The sequence below is a fragment of the Paenibacillus sp. SC116 genome, from assembly GCF_024733555.1.
GTDB lineage: Bacteria > Bacillota > Bacilli > Paenibacillales > Paenibacillaceae > Paenibacillus_B.
In genome coordinates this window covers 1,526,251-1,542,322 of the sequence record NZ_JANIOF010000001.1, presented here as the reverse complement: position 1 = coordinate 1,542,322, position 16,072 = coordinate 1,526,251, and the positions used below count along the sequence as shown (strand labels likewise).

At 42.4% G+C, this 16,072-nt stretch carries 20 protein-coding genes and 1 other RNA gene; 11 read left to right on the top strand and 10 right to left on the bottom strand.

Annotation, left to right across the window (positions count from 1 at the left end; all coding sequences use genetic code 11):
• Positions 1-113: 113 nt before the first annotated feature.
• Positions 114-299 carry a hypothetical protein gene (locus NQ117_RS06840; protein WP_258277223.1) on the bottom strand — a complete coding sequence of 62 codons (186 nt, stop codon included), beginning with the start codon at positions 297-299 and terminating at the stop codon, positions 114-116.
• A 34-nt stretch (positions 300-333) separates the two neighbouring features.
• The gene (locus tag NQ117_RS06835; RefSeq protein WP_144988167.1) at positions 334-567 is read right to left on the bottom strand and encodes a hypothetical protein; all 234 of its coding nucleotides are present in this window, start codon (positions 565-567) and stop codon (positions 334-336) included.
• Between the two features lie 247 nt (positions 568-814).
• On the opposite strand from NQ117_RS06835, the gene NQ117_RS06830 reads away from it, so the two are divergent.
• Positions 815-1,012, top strand: a complete 198-nt coding sequence (locus NQ117_RS06830; RefSeq protein ID WP_258277222.1) for a cold shock domain-containing protein — start codon at positions 815-817, stop codon at positions 1,010-1,012.
• A gap of 105 nt (positions 1,013-1,117) precedes the next feature.
• Here the strand turns inward: NQ117_RS06830 and NQ117_RS06825 are convergent, their stop codons facing one another.
• The gene (locus NQ117_RS06825) at positions 1,118-1,768 is read right to left on the bottom strand and encodes a nitroreductase family protein (RefSeq protein ID WP_258277221.1); all 651 of its coding nucleotides are present in this window, start codon (positions 1,766-1,768) and stop codon (positions 1,118-1,120) included.
• Positions 1,769-1,913: 145 nt separating this feature from the next.
• Positions 1,914-3,098, bottom strand: coding sequence for an MFS transporter (locus NQ117_RS06820; RefSeq protein ID WP_258277220.1), 1,185 nt, complete (start codon positions 3,096-3,098; stop codon positions 1,914-1,916).
• Between the two features lie 235 nt (positions 3,099-3,333).
• Between NQ117_RS06820 and NQ117_RS06815 the strand changes: the two genes are divergently transcribed.
• The 3 genes from NQ117_RS06815 (at position 3,334) to pfkA (ending at position 5,817) form a co-directional block, all read left to right on the top strand.
• A complete protein-coding gene (locus NQ117_RS06815) occupies positions 3,334-3,651 on the top strand; it encodes a hypothetical protein (RefSeq protein WP_258277219.1) in 318 nt (105 codons plus the stop codon).
• Between the two features lie 144 nt (positions 3,652-3,795).
• Positions 3,796-4,821, top strand: a complete 1,026-nt coding sequence (locus NQ117_RS06810; protein ID WP_258278189.1) for a tetraprenyl-beta-curcumene synthase family protein — start codon at positions 3,796-3,798, stop codon at positions 4,819-4,821.
• Between the two features lie 24 nt (positions 4,822-4,845).
• On the top strand, positions 4,846-5,817 hold the full coding sequence (gene pfkA / locus NQ117_RS06805) for a 6-phosphofructokinase (protein WP_258278188.1): 972 nt from the start codon (positions 4,846-4,848) through the stop codon (positions 5,815-5,817).
• A 76-nt stretch (positions 5,818-5,893) separates the two neighbouring features.
• On the opposite strand, the gene NQ117_RS06800 is transcribed toward pfkA, so the two are convergent.
• Complete coding sequence (locus NQ117_RS06800; RefSeq protein WP_258277218.1) at positions 5,894-6,517, bottom strand: class I SAM-dependent methyltransferase; 624 nt, start codon at positions 6,515-6,517, stop codon at positions 5,894-5,896.
• Between the two features lie 234 nt (positions 6,518-6,751).
• Positions 6,752-7,579 carry a YitT family protein gene (locus NQ117_RS06795; protein ID WP_258277217.1) on the bottom strand — a complete coding sequence of 276 codons (828 nt, stop codon included), beginning with the start codon at positions 7,577-7,579 and terminating at the stop codon, positions 6,752-6,754.
• 261 nt (positions 7,580-7,840) lie between these two features.
• On the opposite strand from NQ117_RS06795, the gene cshA reads away from it, so the two are divergent.
• Both cshA and NQ117_RS06785 read left to right on the top strand, forming a co-directional pair.
• Positions 7,841-9,508 carry a degradosome RNA helicase CshA gene (gene cshA / locus NQ117_RS06790; protein ID WP_258277216.1) on the top strand — a complete coding sequence of 556 codons (1,668 nt, stop codon included), beginning with the start codon at positions 7,841-7,843 and terminating at the stop codon, positions 9,506-9,508.
• 206 nt (positions 9,509-9,714) lie between these two features.
• Positions 9,715-10,305, top strand: a complete 591-nt coding sequence (locus tag NQ117_RS06785; protein WP_258277215.1) for a C40 family peptidase — start codon at positions 9,715-9,717, stop codon at positions 10,303-10,305.
• A gap of 119 nt (positions 10,306-10,424) precedes the next feature.
• On the opposite strand, the gene NQ117_RS06780 is transcribed toward NQ117_RS06785, so the two are convergent.
• Positions 10,425-10,553, bottom strand: a complete 129-nt coding sequence (locus NQ117_RS06780) for a sporulation protein YjcZ (protein WP_144988181.1) — start codon at positions 10,551-10,553, stop codon at positions 10,425-10,427.
• Positions 10,554-10,719: 166 nt separating this feature from the next.
• Between NQ117_RS06780 and NQ117_RS06775 the strand changes: the two genes are divergently transcribed.
• From NQ117_RS06775 to NQ117_RS06765, 3 genes are all read left to right on the top strand, one after another.
• Positions 10,720-11,442, top strand: a complete 723-nt coding sequence (locus tag NQ117_RS06775) for a YesL family protein (RefSeq protein ID WP_258277214.1) — start codon at positions 10,720-10,722, stop codon at positions 11,440-11,442.
• 105 nt (positions 11,443-11,547) lie between these two features.
• A non-coding RNA gene (ssrS, locus tag NQ117_RS06770) (6S RNA) lies at positions 11,548-11,733 on the top strand.
• Between the two features lie 197 nt (positions 11,734-11,930).
• On the top strand, positions 11,931-12,323 hold the full coding sequence (locus NQ117_RS06765) for a DUF1499 domain-containing protein (RefSeq protein WP_028596288.1): 393 nt from the start codon (positions 11,931-11,933) through the stop codon (positions 12,321-12,323).
• A gap of 74 nt (positions 12,324-12,397) precedes the next feature.
• On the opposite strand, the gene tpx is transcribed toward NQ117_RS06765, so the two are convergent.
• Positions 12,398-12,916: a thiol peroxidase gene (tpx, locus tag NQ117_RS06760; protein WP_258277213.1), complete on the bottom strand. Its 519-nt coding sequence runs from the start codon at positions 12,914-12,916 to the stop codon at positions 12,398-12,400.
• A gap of 148 nt (positions 12,917-13,064) precedes the next feature.
• Between tpx and NQ117_RS06755 the strand changes: the two genes are divergently transcribed.
• The gene (locus tag NQ117_RS06755; RefSeq protein ID WP_258277212.1) at positions 13,065-13,661 is read left to right on the top strand and encodes a rhomboid family intramembrane serine protease; all 597 of its coding nucleotides are present in this window, start codon (positions 13,065-13,067) and stop codon (positions 13,659-13,661) included.
• A gap of 32 nt (positions 13,662-13,693) precedes the next feature.
• Positions 13,694-14,587: a glutamate biosynthesis transcriptional regulator GltC gene (gene gltC, locus NQ117_RS06750; RefSeq protein ID WP_258277211.1), complete on the top strand. Its 894-nt coding sequence runs from the start codon at positions 13,694-13,696 to the stop codon at positions 14,585-14,587.
• A gap of 87 nt (positions 14,588-14,674) precedes the next feature.
• On the opposite strand, the gene NQ117_RS06745 is transcribed toward gltC, so the two are convergent.
• Positions 14,675-15,355: a zinc metallopeptidase gene (locus NQ117_RS06745; RefSeq protein ID WP_258277210.1), complete on the bottom strand. Its 681-nt coding sequence runs from the start codon at positions 15,353-15,355 to the stop codon at positions 14,675-14,677.
• A gap of 31 nt (positions 15,356-15,386) precedes the next feature.
• Positions 15,387-15,836 carry a MerR family transcriptional regulator gene (locus tag NQ117_RS06740; protein WP_258277209.1) on the bottom strand — a complete coding sequence of 150 codons (450 nt, stop codon included), beginning with the start codon at positions 15,834-15,836 and terminating at the stop codon, positions 15,387-15,389.
• Positions 15,837-16,072 lie beyond the last annotated feature (236 nt).

The window sequence follows — 16,072 nt, the reverse complement described above, 5'->3', positions numbered from 1 at the left end:
GCTCAGGATTAGTATGACCGAGAGGGAGGAAGATTAATGCTTCAGCTTGTTGTTTGATCCAATACAAATCATAAGCAGGCCAGATAAATAACGATATGTATGCGAACAGCCTCTTATGAGGCTGAACCAAGCGTAATGAAACTGTATACGATTAGGAAAAAGGCAAATAAAATAAACACCAGCGTAGTAAGTGCCATAAATTTGCGCAGCTGCGGCGGTATAGTATCCTTCTTCCAAACGATAACAGCACCTAATGAGAATGCTGTAATGATAAATACGAGCGTAATTGAAGAATCCATAATCACCGTACCTTCTTACAAGGATGGGGGAGTGTTATACTTCCTTAAAAGCAGCCATTAGCTGATCCCATTCCTCTTCATTTCCAGCGAATTGTTCTTTAGGGAAACGTTGAGAAACCCATTGCATCATCTCTGGACGACCGAGGAACGTGTGGCATTCTTCTCCCCATTGATCAGATATTTCACGAAGCACGAGCTGGCGCCCGTGAACTTCTACCGTAAGCATATTCCATTTGTCCTTCTTGTAAATCAGATGTTTCTTAGCCATGTTGTACCTCGCTCTTTCTAGTTTCAAAATCTATGTTATTCCTTGATGTATCAAGCAATAACACCCTTTACGTTCATATTAACGCAGGGGTCGAAACAAAGCAAATAAAGCTTGTCTCCATACATGAAACTTGCCATAATATCAAGACTTTTTTGAAGTGAAGTTGAAAAAAAGTTGATTTTTAAGTTACAGCCGACTATAATGTAAATATTCGCCTTTGAGGCGAAGATGTGAGGAGGTTTTTACTTTGAAAGGTACCGTTAAATGGTTCAACGCAGAAAAAGGCTATGGATTCCTTACTGTTGATGGTGGAGACGACGTGTTCGTACACTACTCCGCAATCGAAACAGATGGATTCAAGACTCTTGAAGAAGGCCAAGCAGTGGAATTTGAGATTTCCGATGGAAATCGTGGACCACAAGCTGCTAATGTCATTAAATTATAATCGAATTCCTTAGGGAATCCTTATAAAAATGTGCTTTAGCATTGTGAAAGGAGCCCGCTCATTCTGAGCGGGCTCCTTTTTCGTTGTTACTAAGGTAACAAGTATTCAATAGACGATGCGCAAAATATCGCTAACTTCTTTGCGTGAAAGTTTTGCTGGCTTCTCTTTTGCATAGCCGAGTGCAAGTACCATATTAATCGTCCGATCGGTCTCGATATGAAGCAGCTCCTTAATCGCTTCTTCAGCCAGCAATACAGGTCCAGTCATCGGGCAAGTAGCTAACCCTTTAGCATGGGCAGCGAGCATTACATTTTGTACCGCTAAACAGCTGCTCTTAATTCCTTCTTCATGCCATACAGATTCAGGAACAAGCTGTATAGGATCGAAGATTTTTTCGCGGAACTTAGACTGATACGGTGTTGCCAAACAGATTAATAGCGCAGGAGCTCCTGAGAAAGCAGTGGCATAGGGACCAAATGACTTTAACAGCATGCGTGCTTCTCTTGTAAGTCCTTGTGCTTCAGCTTGAGTAGCCCTTTCGTGAAGCTTCTCCCATGTTAACTCCTCAATTGTACGTATCATGTCTGCATTCAATATCGCAATAAATTCCCAAGTCTGTGAGTTCGTATCACTAGGTGCATATCGTGCACAGTCGATTAGCTCTTGAATATCCTCTGCCGATACAGGCCGCTCATCATAATTGCGAACGCTGCGTCTTCCATGAATCGTGTCTTTTACAATCTGATATGTGTTCAACTTCATTCACCCTCTGCTAAGGTAGTGGCCCTATCCAATATGCTTTACGTAACTTGGAAGGGAAGGTAATGCAAGTGTTCTATAAAATAAGGACCAAATTAGTACCTAATACTAATACCTACTACTATTATTATAAAGTGAACCGTTAAAAATGCAATGCAGCTGTTGATTTTTCATTGCGCTTTACATATAGATGAAGTAGTGCAAAGCCGATGGCAGCAATAATAGCAAAGCCCGCTGCCGAGAAGAAGACGATGTCTTTACCGTACACTTCTAAAAGTTTTCCGCCGATGGTACCACTAAGCAGACCAGAAATACTTGACCAGACAATCGTGTACACTGCCATACCTGTTGAACGGAATTGTTCAGGAATAACTCTATTTAAGTAACGAATTGCGACAAAATAAAAAATACCGAACGTTACACTATGCATCACCTGTGTGCTAATCAGCCAGATCGGATCTTGAACATAGCCAGCTATAAGAAAACGAATCATATACATGACACAGGAGATCGCTAACAAGGGCAGTTCTTTAACTCGTTCCCCATAAGCATTTAATAGGAAGAAAACTGGAATTTCACTAACAGCAGAAATCATCCAAGCCCATCCAACAATCGATTCGTCGGCACCTAGCGAAATGAGAGAAAGACCAAGAAATGCATCATTGAGCCGATGTCCAATCGCAAGAAGCAGCACACAGATAAGGAATAGATACACATTGGGTCGCTTAATGACTTCCCACAAACCTCCGAACTCCATCTTTTTCATTGATGCTTGTTTATCTGCAACCACTAACAAGAGCATGAAGGACAGAACACTTAATGCACCGATAACAACTAACGTATACGAAGCGCCAATCGATTTTAACAAGTATCCGAAGGCGAGTGCTGAGAAAGCAAAACCAATGGATCCAAACACCCTAACACCAATAAAGCTGCGGTTATGGGATTGTGTAGTTACAATCGTTAGCGTATCGGTCAACGGAAAGACCGGATAGTAGAAAAAGTAGAAAACGACAAGCAGCATCATAACCGTCGTATATGACGATGCAAAGCTTAGAACGACGATCATAATGGTCTGAACAGCAAGTAGAATGAGTATGATTTTTTTTATCGTTTGATACTTATCGCTTGCTACACCCCAAATAAAATTTGAACAAATGGATATAAGCGGACCTATCGAATAAAGGAGTCCGATCTGTACACCGTTATAGCCGAGTGATTTTAAATATAAAGGTAAATATGAAATAATAACGGCAGAAATCATAAACACAGCAAACGTATACGTACGCAGCTTGTTGATTTCCCGTGTTGGTGAAGCAGGATTCATGATGCAGGCTCCCTCCATATTTTTAAATGATCCAATATGGTAATCGTTTTCTGTCTAATTTTAGTTAGTAGTATATCATGCTTGCAAAGAAGCCGACAGGCAGTGGCAGCAATACGAATGATGGTACATTTACAGGCACTTACGATAAGTGGTACATTACCATAGAGAAGATAGAAGAAGAATGATGTAGACTAGTGTCGAATCTAGTCAAAGATAGGTGGAGAAGGGAGTGCGTATGAAACGATTTCGATTCGATTGGGATGAACGTTTACAAATTCATACGCCTGTGCTGCTTTGCGAATGGGAACATTTAAGCGCTCAAGAGCAGTATAAACTGCTTATGCAATGGGAAATCATTCGTGGCCGTATACCTGATCGTATTTTTGCACTAGAACGTGTCATCATGGTAAAGCAGCAAGCACTTTATGAAGAGGATTGTTTTGAAGCTTCATGTAGACTAAATAGTGAGATAGCTGAGCTTGCTAGTGCGATTAATGACCTTCATATTTGGTACCGGACGCAGCAAGATGCAGATGCCAAATTGCACCAGTAGCTGATATTGTTTGTGCATTCAATCACTTCGTAATATAATAGTATCGGTTAAAATGAGAATACAACTCTAACAAGGTGAGATCGGAGGCTTGTTTTGGATAGTAATAGGCTTAGATCAGCAGCCCCAAAAGGGTCTGTGCAATTAATGTACCGTGTATATAAATACATATTGCCAGAGGTGCGTTCTGAGCTATCTTATTGGACAAGCCAAGCTGAGCAAATACCGAGTCAAGAATTACGCAAACAAGCGTTAGATAGCTTGCGGACGAAGCAGTTTCATTGTCAAGGTGGGGCTGTGTACGCAGCAGTGTGTCCTGACACGCGAGACGTACTTATTCCTTTAATTGTTGCTTTTCAAACGATCAGTGACTACCTGGATAATCTGTGTGATCGCAGCACTTCGCTTGATCCGGAAGATTTCCGGTTATTGCATGAGTCTATGTTGGATGCTGTGCAGCCGGAACGAGCTTTGACGGATTATTATGCGGAGCGAGAGGATAACGATGACGGTGGTTATTTAGTATCACTTGTTAATCGTTGCAGAGCATGCGTGGATAAGCTTCCTGGATACAGTAATGTCAGGCCAGAGTTGGTTAGACTCGTGAAGCTGTACACAGAACTGCAAATATATAAGCATATTGAATGGTCCAAGCGTGAGTCAGCGTTGTTGGAATGGTGGAATATACATCAACATCAATATACTGATCTTTCTTGGAACGAATTTGCAGCAGCTACGGGATCCACACTAGGTATGTTCCAATTGTTTGTATTAGCATCGTGCGAAGATTGCACAACTCAAGACGCCCAAGAAGTTAGTGCTGCTTATTTTCCGTATGTATGCGGTCTTCATATATTGTTGGATTATTTCATTGATCAAGAAGAAGATCGAATTGGCGGGGATTTGAATTTCTGTCATTACTACGAAAGTGACGAAATGATGTTCCAGCGTATTGGATATTTCGCGGAGCGTTCTTGTGAGCGAGTGAGCCAACTGCCGGACAATCGTTTTCATCGAATGATTGTAGAGGGATTGCTGGCATTGTATTTGTCAGATCCCAAAGTAGCAGAACAGAGAGAAGTTTTAGATGTTTCCAAAAGGTTAATGAAAGGTAGTCCAATTATGAGATTATTTTTCTGGATAAATAGCCGCTGGATTCGTAAACATATGTAATGAGGATAAGAGGAGGAAGAAATGATGTCTGCTGTAAAAAGAATCGCTGTTTTAACAAGTGGTGGAGATTCTCAAGGGATGAACGCGGCTGTACGCGCTGTTGTTCGCACTGCCATTTATCATGGAATAGAGGTATATGGAATTCAACGTGGTTATCAAGGATTGCTTAACAAAGACTTGCGTAAAATGGATATCCGCAGTGTAGGTGACATTATTCAACGCGGTGGTACGATTCTTCAATCTGCTCGCTGCCAAGAGTTTAGAACAGCTGAAGGCCAGCAAAAGGGTGCAGATATTTTGCGCGAATTCGGCATCGACGGCCTAATCGTTATCGGTGGAGACGGTTCTTACCAAGGAGCAAACAAATTAAGCAAGCTTGGCATTAAGACAATGGGTCTTCCAGGTACAATTGATAACGACATTTCCTTTACAGATTACACAATTGGCTTTGATACAGCTGTAAGCATCGTTGTAGATGCAGTTAACAAGCTGCGCGATACAATGAGCTCTCACGAGCGTTCTTCTGTAGTTGAAGTAATGGGTCGTCACTGTGGAGACATCGCATTGTATGCTGGTGTTGCGAGCGGTGCGGAATCCATCCTGCTTCCTGAAGTGCCATTCAACTTGGATGAAGTAGCAGACCGCATGAAACAAAACTTTGAGAATGGTAAGCGCCATAGTATTATCCTTGTAGCAGAAGGCGTGGGCAAAGGCGATGATATTGCAAACGGCATCGTTGAGCGTTGTCCTACGATTGAGCCGCGAGTAACGGTTCTTGGCCACATTCAACGTGGAGGTACACCGACTGCAAACGATCGTATTCTTGCGAGCCGTCTAGGTGATTTCGCTGTGCGCAGTCTAATGGAAGGTGATTCCGGTAAAGGCTGCGGTATTATTAATGGTGTGTGTGTAGCGACTGATATCGATCTCGTTGTTAACACGAAGAAAGAATTCAATCAAGAACTTTATGATTTGTCTTGTCGTCTTTCGCAATAATTGTAATTATTATATTATTCGATATAAAAACAACCCGTCAGTGTAGCTGACGGGTTTACTTTTGTTTGCTTATAAATTAGTTTACATCTTCATCTTTTCTCTTCAAAAGATGAAGATACCATTTCAACTCTGCTTTATGGTTGAACAAGCTGACTTTATCAAGTACTTCGAAATCAGGGGAATTCTCCATTTCAGCGATTTTATTCTCGATAATGGTATATGCAGGGTCATTGGTGTTTTTGTGTGAATATAAGGAGGAGATGATTACTCCATTTGAAGTTAAGTGATTGGAATAGGCAAGAAGAACTTTTGCTGTGTTCGTTACGTAGTGAAGTGATTCATTGAAAACGATGATGTCATATTGTTTCTGAGGAGTATAGTCTAAAATATTTCCGACTTGAAACGTATTCGTTGGAGATTTTTGTGATGCTATCTTAATGGCTTCTGTGGACAAATCGACTCCTGTAAAGCCCTCTTTCTCGCTGTCGAGTAACATGTCGTACAAAATACCCGTGCCACAGCCCATATCTAATATTCCTTTTGAATTTGTACTTAAATACTTTCTTATATACCCATAAACAATGGAATATCTTGCGAATTCCGTGATATCCGCTAAATAATCCCACTCCTTATTTTTATACTCTTGATCCCAAACCTCTTGATCACTATCAAGATAATCTTTTGTCGTTGTGTTATCCATTGTTATCTTCCTCCTTGTGCAAATGAAGTTGAAATTGAATCATTTTAGGGAATGAAAATACAGATAGCAGAGTAGAGCAGAGTGATATAAAAGAGAGATATTAAGGGGGGGAATAAAGTAAGCTGATGTAGATATTACCATATTGAGCAATGATAATCAAACATTCAAAAAGTAGATATAAAAAAGGAACTTCTTAGTCAGTTACCATATGACTAGTCAGTTCCTTTTTGTTGTTTATAATGTTTTTGGACGACGGAAGTTCCCCATAATGCCAACCGTTTCTACGATGTTTACAAAGGCCTTAGGGTCAGTTTCCTTTATTGCTCGTTTTAGCTCATTCAACTCATAACGAGTAGTAACTGTCATAAGCATGTCGCGCTCGATGTTAGAGAAGGCGCCACGTGTTTTAATGACTGTAATCCCGTGTGGTAAGTTCAGCAGTTTCTCTAACAGCTGCTCCTGTTTGCTTGTGATGATATATACGGTAACTTTGTAATGGTTAATGTATAGGGTGTCGATAACCTTACCGGTCGAATAAATCGATACCATAGAGTAAAGAACAAGCTCCCAATCGTTAGTCAATAAGCCGTGAGTCAATATGACAATTGCATTCATTACTGCAGATATCATGCCAATAGGAACATCTCGATAACGATTAATAATAGATCCGATAATGTCAAAGCCCCCTGAAGAGCCTCCAACCCGTAACGAAATTCCTGCCCCTATACCGATAAATGTGCCTCCAAATACTGCACAGAGCAAAGGCTCAGGTGATATTGAAATTTCGGGTATGATACTAATGAACCAAGTTGTAGCAACGACACTTAATAAACTGTAGCCAATAAATCGGCGACCGATTATGAACCAGCCCCACACGATGAGTGGTAAGTTAAGCGCAAAGTAAAGTACGCTTACATTCCATTGTGTAAAGTAGCTTGTGATCATCGATACACCGGATACACCACCGCTTAACAGCTGGTGGGGAATGAGGAATAGATTAAATCCAACTGCTATGCAAGCGGCACCTAGTACGATGACGATGCAATCCATGATGCGTTTCAAGACGAGCTCACCTCATAAAATAATAAATCGTGACTACATTACTGGTATTCATCGTTAGCTTTATGCTATAATGTATAGGATATTCTTGAGTACGCATAAAGATTGATTTAACCTCAGACCCATACGCGGCTGGAGGGCGTAAGCCTCACCGCATTGTATATGATGAGACGGTCGGCCTGAAGTGCCATTCGTCACCTAGTCACGCTACTTAAGAATACAGATAAGGCTGTGGATTGTCCACAACGAAGGAGCATGAATATTTTGAAGACATTTGCAGAATTTGGTCTAGATCCTAAGGTTCTTCAAGCAATTACAGAGTTAGGATTTGAAGAATCAACACCAATTCAAGAAAAAGCGATTCCTGTAGCGATGACGGGGAGCGACATGATTGGACAAGCTCAAACAGGTACAGGTAAGACGGCCGCATTCGGTATCCCGCTAATTTCTAAAATTGACGTTGAAGATGAGCGTGTAGTTGCGCTTGTTATGACACCAACACGTGAGCTAGCTATTCAAGTAGCAGAAGAGATCGGCAAGCTTTCCCGTTTCAAAGGAGTTCGTTCTTTGCCGATTTACGGTGGCCAAGATATCGGTCGTCAGATCCGTGCAATGAAAAAACGCCCACATATTATTATCGGTACACCAGGTCGTTTGCTTGACCATATTAATCGTAAAACAATTCGTCTGTCTGATGTGAACACAGTTGTGTTGGATGAAGCAGATGAAATGTTGGATATGGGCTTTATGGAAGACATCACTAGCATTCTTAGCCAAGTTCCAGATGAGCGTCAAACGATGTTGTTCTCCGCAACAATGCCACCTAACATTCAGAAGTTGGCTAGCACGTTCTTGAAGAACCCAGAGCATGTATCCGTAATGCCTAAACAAGTAAGCGCTCCGCTTATTGACCAGTGCTATATGGAAATTCCTGAGCGTTCTAAGTTCGATGCACTTAGCCGTTTGTTGGATATGGAATCTCCGGATCTTGCAATCGTATTCGGACGTACAAAGCGTCGCGTAGACGAGTTGGCTGAAGCGTTGCAGAAGCGTGGTTACACGGCTGATGGATTACATGGTGACTTGTCCCAGAATCAGCGTGACAATGTAATGCGTAAATTCCGTGATGGCAGCATTGATGTGCTTGTAGCAACTGACGTTGCTGCTCGTGGACTTGATGTATCTGGTGTTACACATGTTATTAACTTTGACCTTCCGCAAGACCCAGAGTCTTATGTACACCGTATCGGTCGTACAGGACGTGCAGGTAAAGAAGGTAGCGCTTGGTCATTCGTGACTCCACGTGAGATTGATCACTTGCACTTTATTGAACGCGTAACGCGTCATCGTATTGCACGCAAGCCAGTGCCTAGCTTGGCTGAAGCGATCGAAGGGAAGCAACGCGTTGTAGCAGAGCGTGTGCTTGATGTATTGCAAGCTGGTGATTTGCAAGAGTACAAAGCGATTGCAATTCAATTGTTGGAGCAAACGGATTCTGTTCACCTTCTGTCTGCAGCGTTCAAGCTTCTGACAGGTGAGAAGAAAGATGTTAATATCCAACTTACACCAGAAGATCCAATCCGTGCGAAGCGCCGCAAACCAGATGTGCGCACAAGCGGTCGTAAATTGTCCGCGCCATATGGCGGTCGTGGCCGTTCTTATGGTAACCGTGAAGGTGGCACTGGTGGTGGAGATCGTCGTCGTGAAGGTGGCACTGGTGGTGGAGATCGTCGTCGTGAAGGTGGCGGCGGTGGCGGTGGATACCGTGGTGGCCGTGATTCTCGTGGCGGCGGTGAGTACCGTGGTAACAGTGGTAATAGTGCTAATGGCGGTCAACGTCGTGAGTACAATGATCGTGGCGGTGAGCGTCAAGATCGTCGTCCGCGCCGTCCGTTCGAAGGTAACCGCAATCGCTCGACAGATAGCGAATAAGAATAGGAATTATAAAAAGGGACTTTCACTCGAGCGGTTAATAGCTGCTTGAGGGAAGTCCCTTTTTTTATAAAATTATGCAATTGATGGTATATACCTCAACTTAAGTCGAGGATTTATATACGTCTCTGGTTCGTAGTGGAAATTCATCTGTGTATCTAAAATGAAAGTAGCGAAATAATTGAATGATAGGTGGATCTAGCCATATGAACATTAAGCATAGAAAAGTATATGTACTGCTGTCCGATACAGGTTCCTGGTTGTCACAATGTATTAAATGGTATACAGATAAGCCTCTGAATCATTGCTCCATTGTACTGGATGAGGAGCTGCAAGAAATATATAGCTTTGGTCGCACGAGAGAAATGCATCCTCTAGCAGGAGGATTTGTGAAGGAAAATCTGGAAGGTGATTTAATAAGATCGCCTTTTCGCCCTACGCTGGGGGCCTTGTACAGCTGTGAGGTAAGTGAAAAGCAGTACGAAATCATACGCCAGCGAATACAATATATCGATAATCGAAAAGCTAGCTACAAGTATAATCTTTTGGGGTTGTTTGGGATTGCGCTTAAAGTGCGGATTGAACGGAATCAAGCTTATTTTTGCTCACAGTTCGTTGCGGAGTTATTTACATATGCAGGAATTGAATTGTTTGAACAAGCTGCAGAATGGATTGCCCCTGATGACTTTCGGAAATGTTCGAGATTGAAGCTAGAGTACAAGGGCGATCTGAGAATGCTCGCAGCAGATCGCCATTTGCCCTATACTCAAACTCTGTGGAATACACGTGTGTCGTAGGTTAATGGTTTGTATTGCGCCAATAGATTATGCTCGAACTGGATTAAGCGCAAGCAGCTGCCGGTGAAAGCATAGGAGAGGGAGTTCCTCTCCTTGCTTGTTGGAAGGGCGCCGTTTCCTTAGAAGCAGATGGCACGGGAGATGATGACGAGTAGGATAAAGAGTACCAAAATGCAACCTATTCCAGTACCGAATCCGTAACCGCCACCGCATCCACCATAACCGCCGCCGTATCCGAGTTGACCCATTGTATTACCTCCTTCAAGACTCTTGTTTTGAATCACTGTATATACTATGCAGGCTATCGCACTTGGCATGGATATTCACCCATTCGAGAGAAATTAGGCACTAGTCTAAGGTTGGGCTTTGTATTATAGTTAACATTATAGAGGCAGCATGGAGGAGGAATTGTGGTTGGAAACTAGAGGGATTATGGGTGGATTGTATCGCATTAGTGAATGGATTATGCGAATCTCGGTGACGAACATTTTATGGTTGCTGTGTTCGGCTCCTTTTTTCTTTTGTTTTGTAATGATGCTCATCATGGCCAACAGTAATTTTACGAATGAAGTGTTACAGATGAAATGGTTAATGGGGATATTAGCTCCATTTACGCTATTTCCAGCAACGGCAGCAATGTTCTCTGTTACTCGCAAGTGGGTGATGGGGGATGTAGATGCGAAGCTGCTTAAGACATTTTTTAGTTCATACAAGGCCAACTACAAACAGGCGATGCTTGGCGGTATTTTTTATACGATATTAACGGTTATCATGTATGCAGGCTATTCGATATACATGACAGAGATGCAATCGATGCAGGTACTTGGTATTATGGTGTTGGCAATGTTAGTTGTGCTGCTTGTATCACTGTTTAACTTCTTCTCGATTATCGCTCATTACCATGCGAATACTGTGCAGGTAATTAAGAATAGCATATTTATGACGATTTTCCGTCCGATTCGTGTGGTTGTATCTGGAATTGTGAGCGTTGCCATCTTGTTTATGGGATTAAAGTATCCAGTAATCATCATCTTTGGAGCAGGCTCGTTGATTGCTTATCTATCGTTCTTTAACTTTTATCTTACGTATCAGAAGCTCCAGCAAGCAGTGGAGGCACGAGAAACTGCAGAGAGTTAGGTTTCGAGTAGGAGAGCGTTGGGTTGTTTTTATAAAGATTGTGTTAAATGTTTACTTATGCCGATTATGAATTGCTTTTGTCTAATGGATTCACTATAATGAGTTTATATCCTGCAATGTACGTCACGGTTTTCGTTGTTTTGAACCAATGTTTGTTTCACGGGAGTTCGATATCTAGGCGTTGCTGACAGGCTTTCCTTTTGCGTAAGTAGTCAAATTCGTCTGTGAGGACACCCACCTGCTAGAGCAGGTTCAGAAACATTAAAGCCGAACGGCAATTGCGGGTATAACCGATATAAAGACGCCTTCAAGGTGGATGAGAATCCGCTTGGAGGCTTTTTTTGTTCTTTCCATCACTCGTTTGTGTAGGATTCGATGAATACTGCAAGACTTTTCGACATTTAGCCTTTCCAGTTAGCGAACAACAATGCTAAACTAGAGGAGAGTATATAAAGCAAAGGGTAGTAGAGTAAAGGAGGAACACGCTGTTGTCATTCAAGCGCACACTTGCTGGTCTGTTTCGAAGCTTTGAATCGAGCAGTGACCGAGCAAAAGATCCCAAGTTAAAGACGCACTATTATCAACTTTCCAAAGAAAAAACATGGGCAGAGGTTACTTCTACCTTAAAGAAAATGCAAGGCTATAAAGTGCTGCATGAGGTGCCTTCAGTAGGGGAAATTACATTAGAGAAACGAACGATGACTGGACGAGCTATGGATATTACCGTCTCCCTGATATCTGTAGGTCCATCGAAGACTGCTGTTGATGTGTACTCTGCTTCTCGGGGTGGCATGGGGGACTTAGGGTCGAACTATCGGGTTGTGATGGAATTATTCGATGTGTTTGATAAGAAATTGTCTTCTTATGTAATAAGAGGCTGAATAGAACAAAGCGAGAGAAGAATGTAGGTATATTCTTCCCTCGCTTTTTGCACATAGCAGCATAGAAATATGGTTTACAGTAAACCGCGAACCGCTTCTAATGCATTCTCGTAGTTTGGATGCTCGCTCATTTCAGCCAAGTATTCAACATATTGAATGGTGTTGGATGCGTCGAGAACGAAGATAGAACGCATATCTAGGTGGAATTCTTTGATAAGAACGCCATATGCTTTACCGAAGCTAAGTTCTTTATAGTCGGATAGCATAACTACTTTATCCACACCAGCAGCTCCGCACCAACGAGCTTGCGCAAATGGAAGATCAGCACTTACTGTTAGAACAACTACGTTGTCGCCCAGTTCAGCTGCTGCTTCATTGAAGCGGCGAGTTTGTGTATCGCACACGCCTGTGTCAATGGATGGAACAACGCTGATAAGCTTTACTTTACCTTCGAAGTCCTTAAGGCTTGCGAATTCAACTAATGAACGGTTAAGGTTGAAGTCAGGAGCTTGATCTCCCACTTTGAGCTCTGGTCCGATAAGTGTGATTGGATTTCCTTTTAGTGTTGCAACGCCTGTGCGTTCTGTAGTCATATGTAGATCCTCCTTCAAATTGGTGAAACGGGATAGTAAATCCATTTCATTATAAGCGTAAAGGATGGGGTGTGTCCAATCTTCGTATGGAATGAAAATGAGCTTCAGTTGAGAAAGGTAAGGGTGGGTAAAGGAAGGAAGGGTAATAATGATTTTTGAACGAAATGAGGATTGGCGAAGTTATTTGAAGCTTTACAAAGTGACGAGTTTGTTGCTTGCAGCGAATATTATTATGTATATTTTAGTGGTCGTGAACGGCGGCACAGAAAATTTGGAAACGATGCTCCGTTTCGGGGCGATGCTTAAGGTGGATTTGTTTGTACATGATACATGGCGCATGTTTGCTTCGATGTTTCTACATGCAAACTTTGAGCATCTTCTGTTTAACATGTTTACGTTGTTTGTATTTGCTCCTCCCTTGGAGCGTGCGATGGGACATATTCCATATGCGGTGCTGTATATTGCTAGTGGATTTGTCGGAAATGTCGTAAGTAACTGGGGTAATGAATGGGGCACATTGTCAGTGGGGGCTTCAGGTGCGATTTACGGTTTGTTTGGAGCTTATTTATTTGTTGGATTGTTCAACAAACAAGCCATGGATTTCGCTACGCGCAAGACGCTAGGTGCTATTTTGGTCATTAGCGTACTTCAAACCTTCCTCATTGACAGCATTAATCAATATGCTCATTTTGGAGGATTGGCTGCGGGATTCGTTCTGTTTTGGTTGCTGCGGCGTATACGATAGTATAAATGTGATGAACGGAGCGTTGATGGATTGTGGAACTTAGGCAGTTGCACTACTTTGTCAAAGTAGCGCAAAAAGAACATGTCACACAAGCAGCGGAGGAGCTGCATGTGGCTCAATCTGCGGTGAGCAGACAGATTCACCAGCTAGAGGAAGAGCTTGGGGTTAAGCTTTTTTTGCAGAAGGGAAGAAATCTTCATTTAACTCCTGTTGGGCAGTTATTTATGAAGCGTGCAGAAGCCATTTTGAAAGAGTTGGATCGATCTGTACAGGAAGTTCAGGAATTTATTAATCCTGAGTTGGGGGAGGTTCGTATTGGATTTCCGCATAGCTTGGGTATTCATTTAATCCCTTCGGTTGTAGCTGCTTTCCGCAAAACGCATCCGAATGTGAAGTTTCGTTTTAAACAAGGGATGTACCCTTCTCTCATTCGTGATTTGGTACGGGCAGAGGTCGATTTGGCATTTATTTCGCCATTCCCTGAGGCGTCGGAGCATGTAACAGGAGAAGTCGTTCTTACGGAGAGGCTTTCAGCAATTTTGCCTCCCAATCATGCGCTAGCAAATGAGGAAGAGATTGATTTGGCTCAATTGAAGGATGATACATTCGTTCTCTTTAGTCCTGGTTATTCGCTTCGTCCAATAGTGTGGGATGCATGTATTGAAGCGGGGTTCACGCCAAGAATCGGCTTTGAAGGCGAAGAGACAGATACGATTCGTGGACTTGTAGCGGCGGGTATGGGAGTGAGTTTGTTACCTGATATGGCTTTGCGTCATACGTCTGAGTTGCAGCCGGTGTGTGTGAAGGTTAATAAGCCGCAAGTGACAAGAACGATCGGGCTTATTCGTCGCAAGGACGAGAAGTTGCCGTTGGTGGCGCAGACGTTCCATCGCTTTTTGCTTGATTACTTCAATGTGCAATCTTAAATCATTATAGAGATGTAGCCCAAAAAGCCCCGTGCGCTTATGCGTACGGGGCTTTTGTCATTGTAACTCGTTCATCGGATGGTTGTGTTAATTATCTTGGCTGCGGAAGATCATAACGTACTTGATTAGTTCCAGCAAGGATATTAGGGCTGCTGCTACATACGTTAACGCTGCTGCGTTCAATACTTTGCTAACTCCCTGCTCTTCATCATTTCTAATGAATCCTTCTGAAATCATCAGATCTCTTGCGCGGCTGCTAGCATTGAACTCTACTGGTAATGTTACGAGTTGGAATGCGACTGCAGCTGAGAAGAAGATAATCCCCAGCAGAATAAGTCCAGACGCTTGAAATAGAAAACCGCCAATCAGCAAAAATGGTGCAACGCCTGAGGAAATATTCACGAGCGGGAACATGCGATGACGCAATCTTAGCATAGCGTAAGATTCTTGATCTTGAATAGCATGACCAACTTCGTGACAGGCAACAGACAAAGCTGAGATAGAGCGCTCGTAGTAAACGGGCTCTGATAGACGTACAACTTTTTGGATCGGATCGTAATGATCTGATAAATGTCCTCTGACTGGTTCGACGGGAACATCGTACAAGCCTTGTGCATCAAGTAAGCGTCTTGCTGCTTCATAGCCAGTCAATCCACTGGAAGCTTGTACATTAGCAAATTGATTGAACGTACCTTTAACTCGGAATTGTGCCCATATGCTAATACCGAAGGCGATTAGGATTAGAAAATCCATTGGGTGAAAGAACATGATGATTACCTCCTGGGCTGATTATGCTGTTTTAAAGCATGTGCTGCTTGTCTGCAAGAGCAATCAACACATCGATACAGGCGGCGCTTTGCGGAGCAATGCGCTGGAATAATGACTTCGCCTGGGTTGGCTTCAACTTCTCTAATATAGGTTGAAGTTCTTTAGCTTCACGCTCGACTTGCTGCAAGTGGACTTGCAAATCAGTCAAACGCTTCACGAGTTGCTCATCAAGCGAAACATGCTGAAGTTGTGTGAAATAATCCTTGATTTCATCAAGGGTATATTTCTCTTGTTTCATTTGAATGATTCGTTGAATCCGTTCTATCGTGTCCATATCATAGAGACGATAATTCGTATCGGTTCGCTTCGTAGGCTCGATGAGGCCAAGTGAAGTATAATAATCAATCGTTCGTTGATTGACCGAAGCTAAACGAGCTAATTCTCCGATACGCAACAGTTGATTATCCCCATCGGTTCTCACCTCAATTCTTCTTCTTATTTTACTGCATCTTGAATCGTTCAGTCAAACATTTGGTTTGATTTTAATGTTAGATAATATAACATTAAAATAGTTAAAAAGATCAATGTTTATCTGGTTTCAAATAAAATGATTGTCAAAACTTACCTTACAGGCTTATAATGTCATCATTAATCATTTATTGTGTTAGGAAATATAACATAAAAAGGAGTGTTTCGTTGTGATTAGCTATTTCAGGT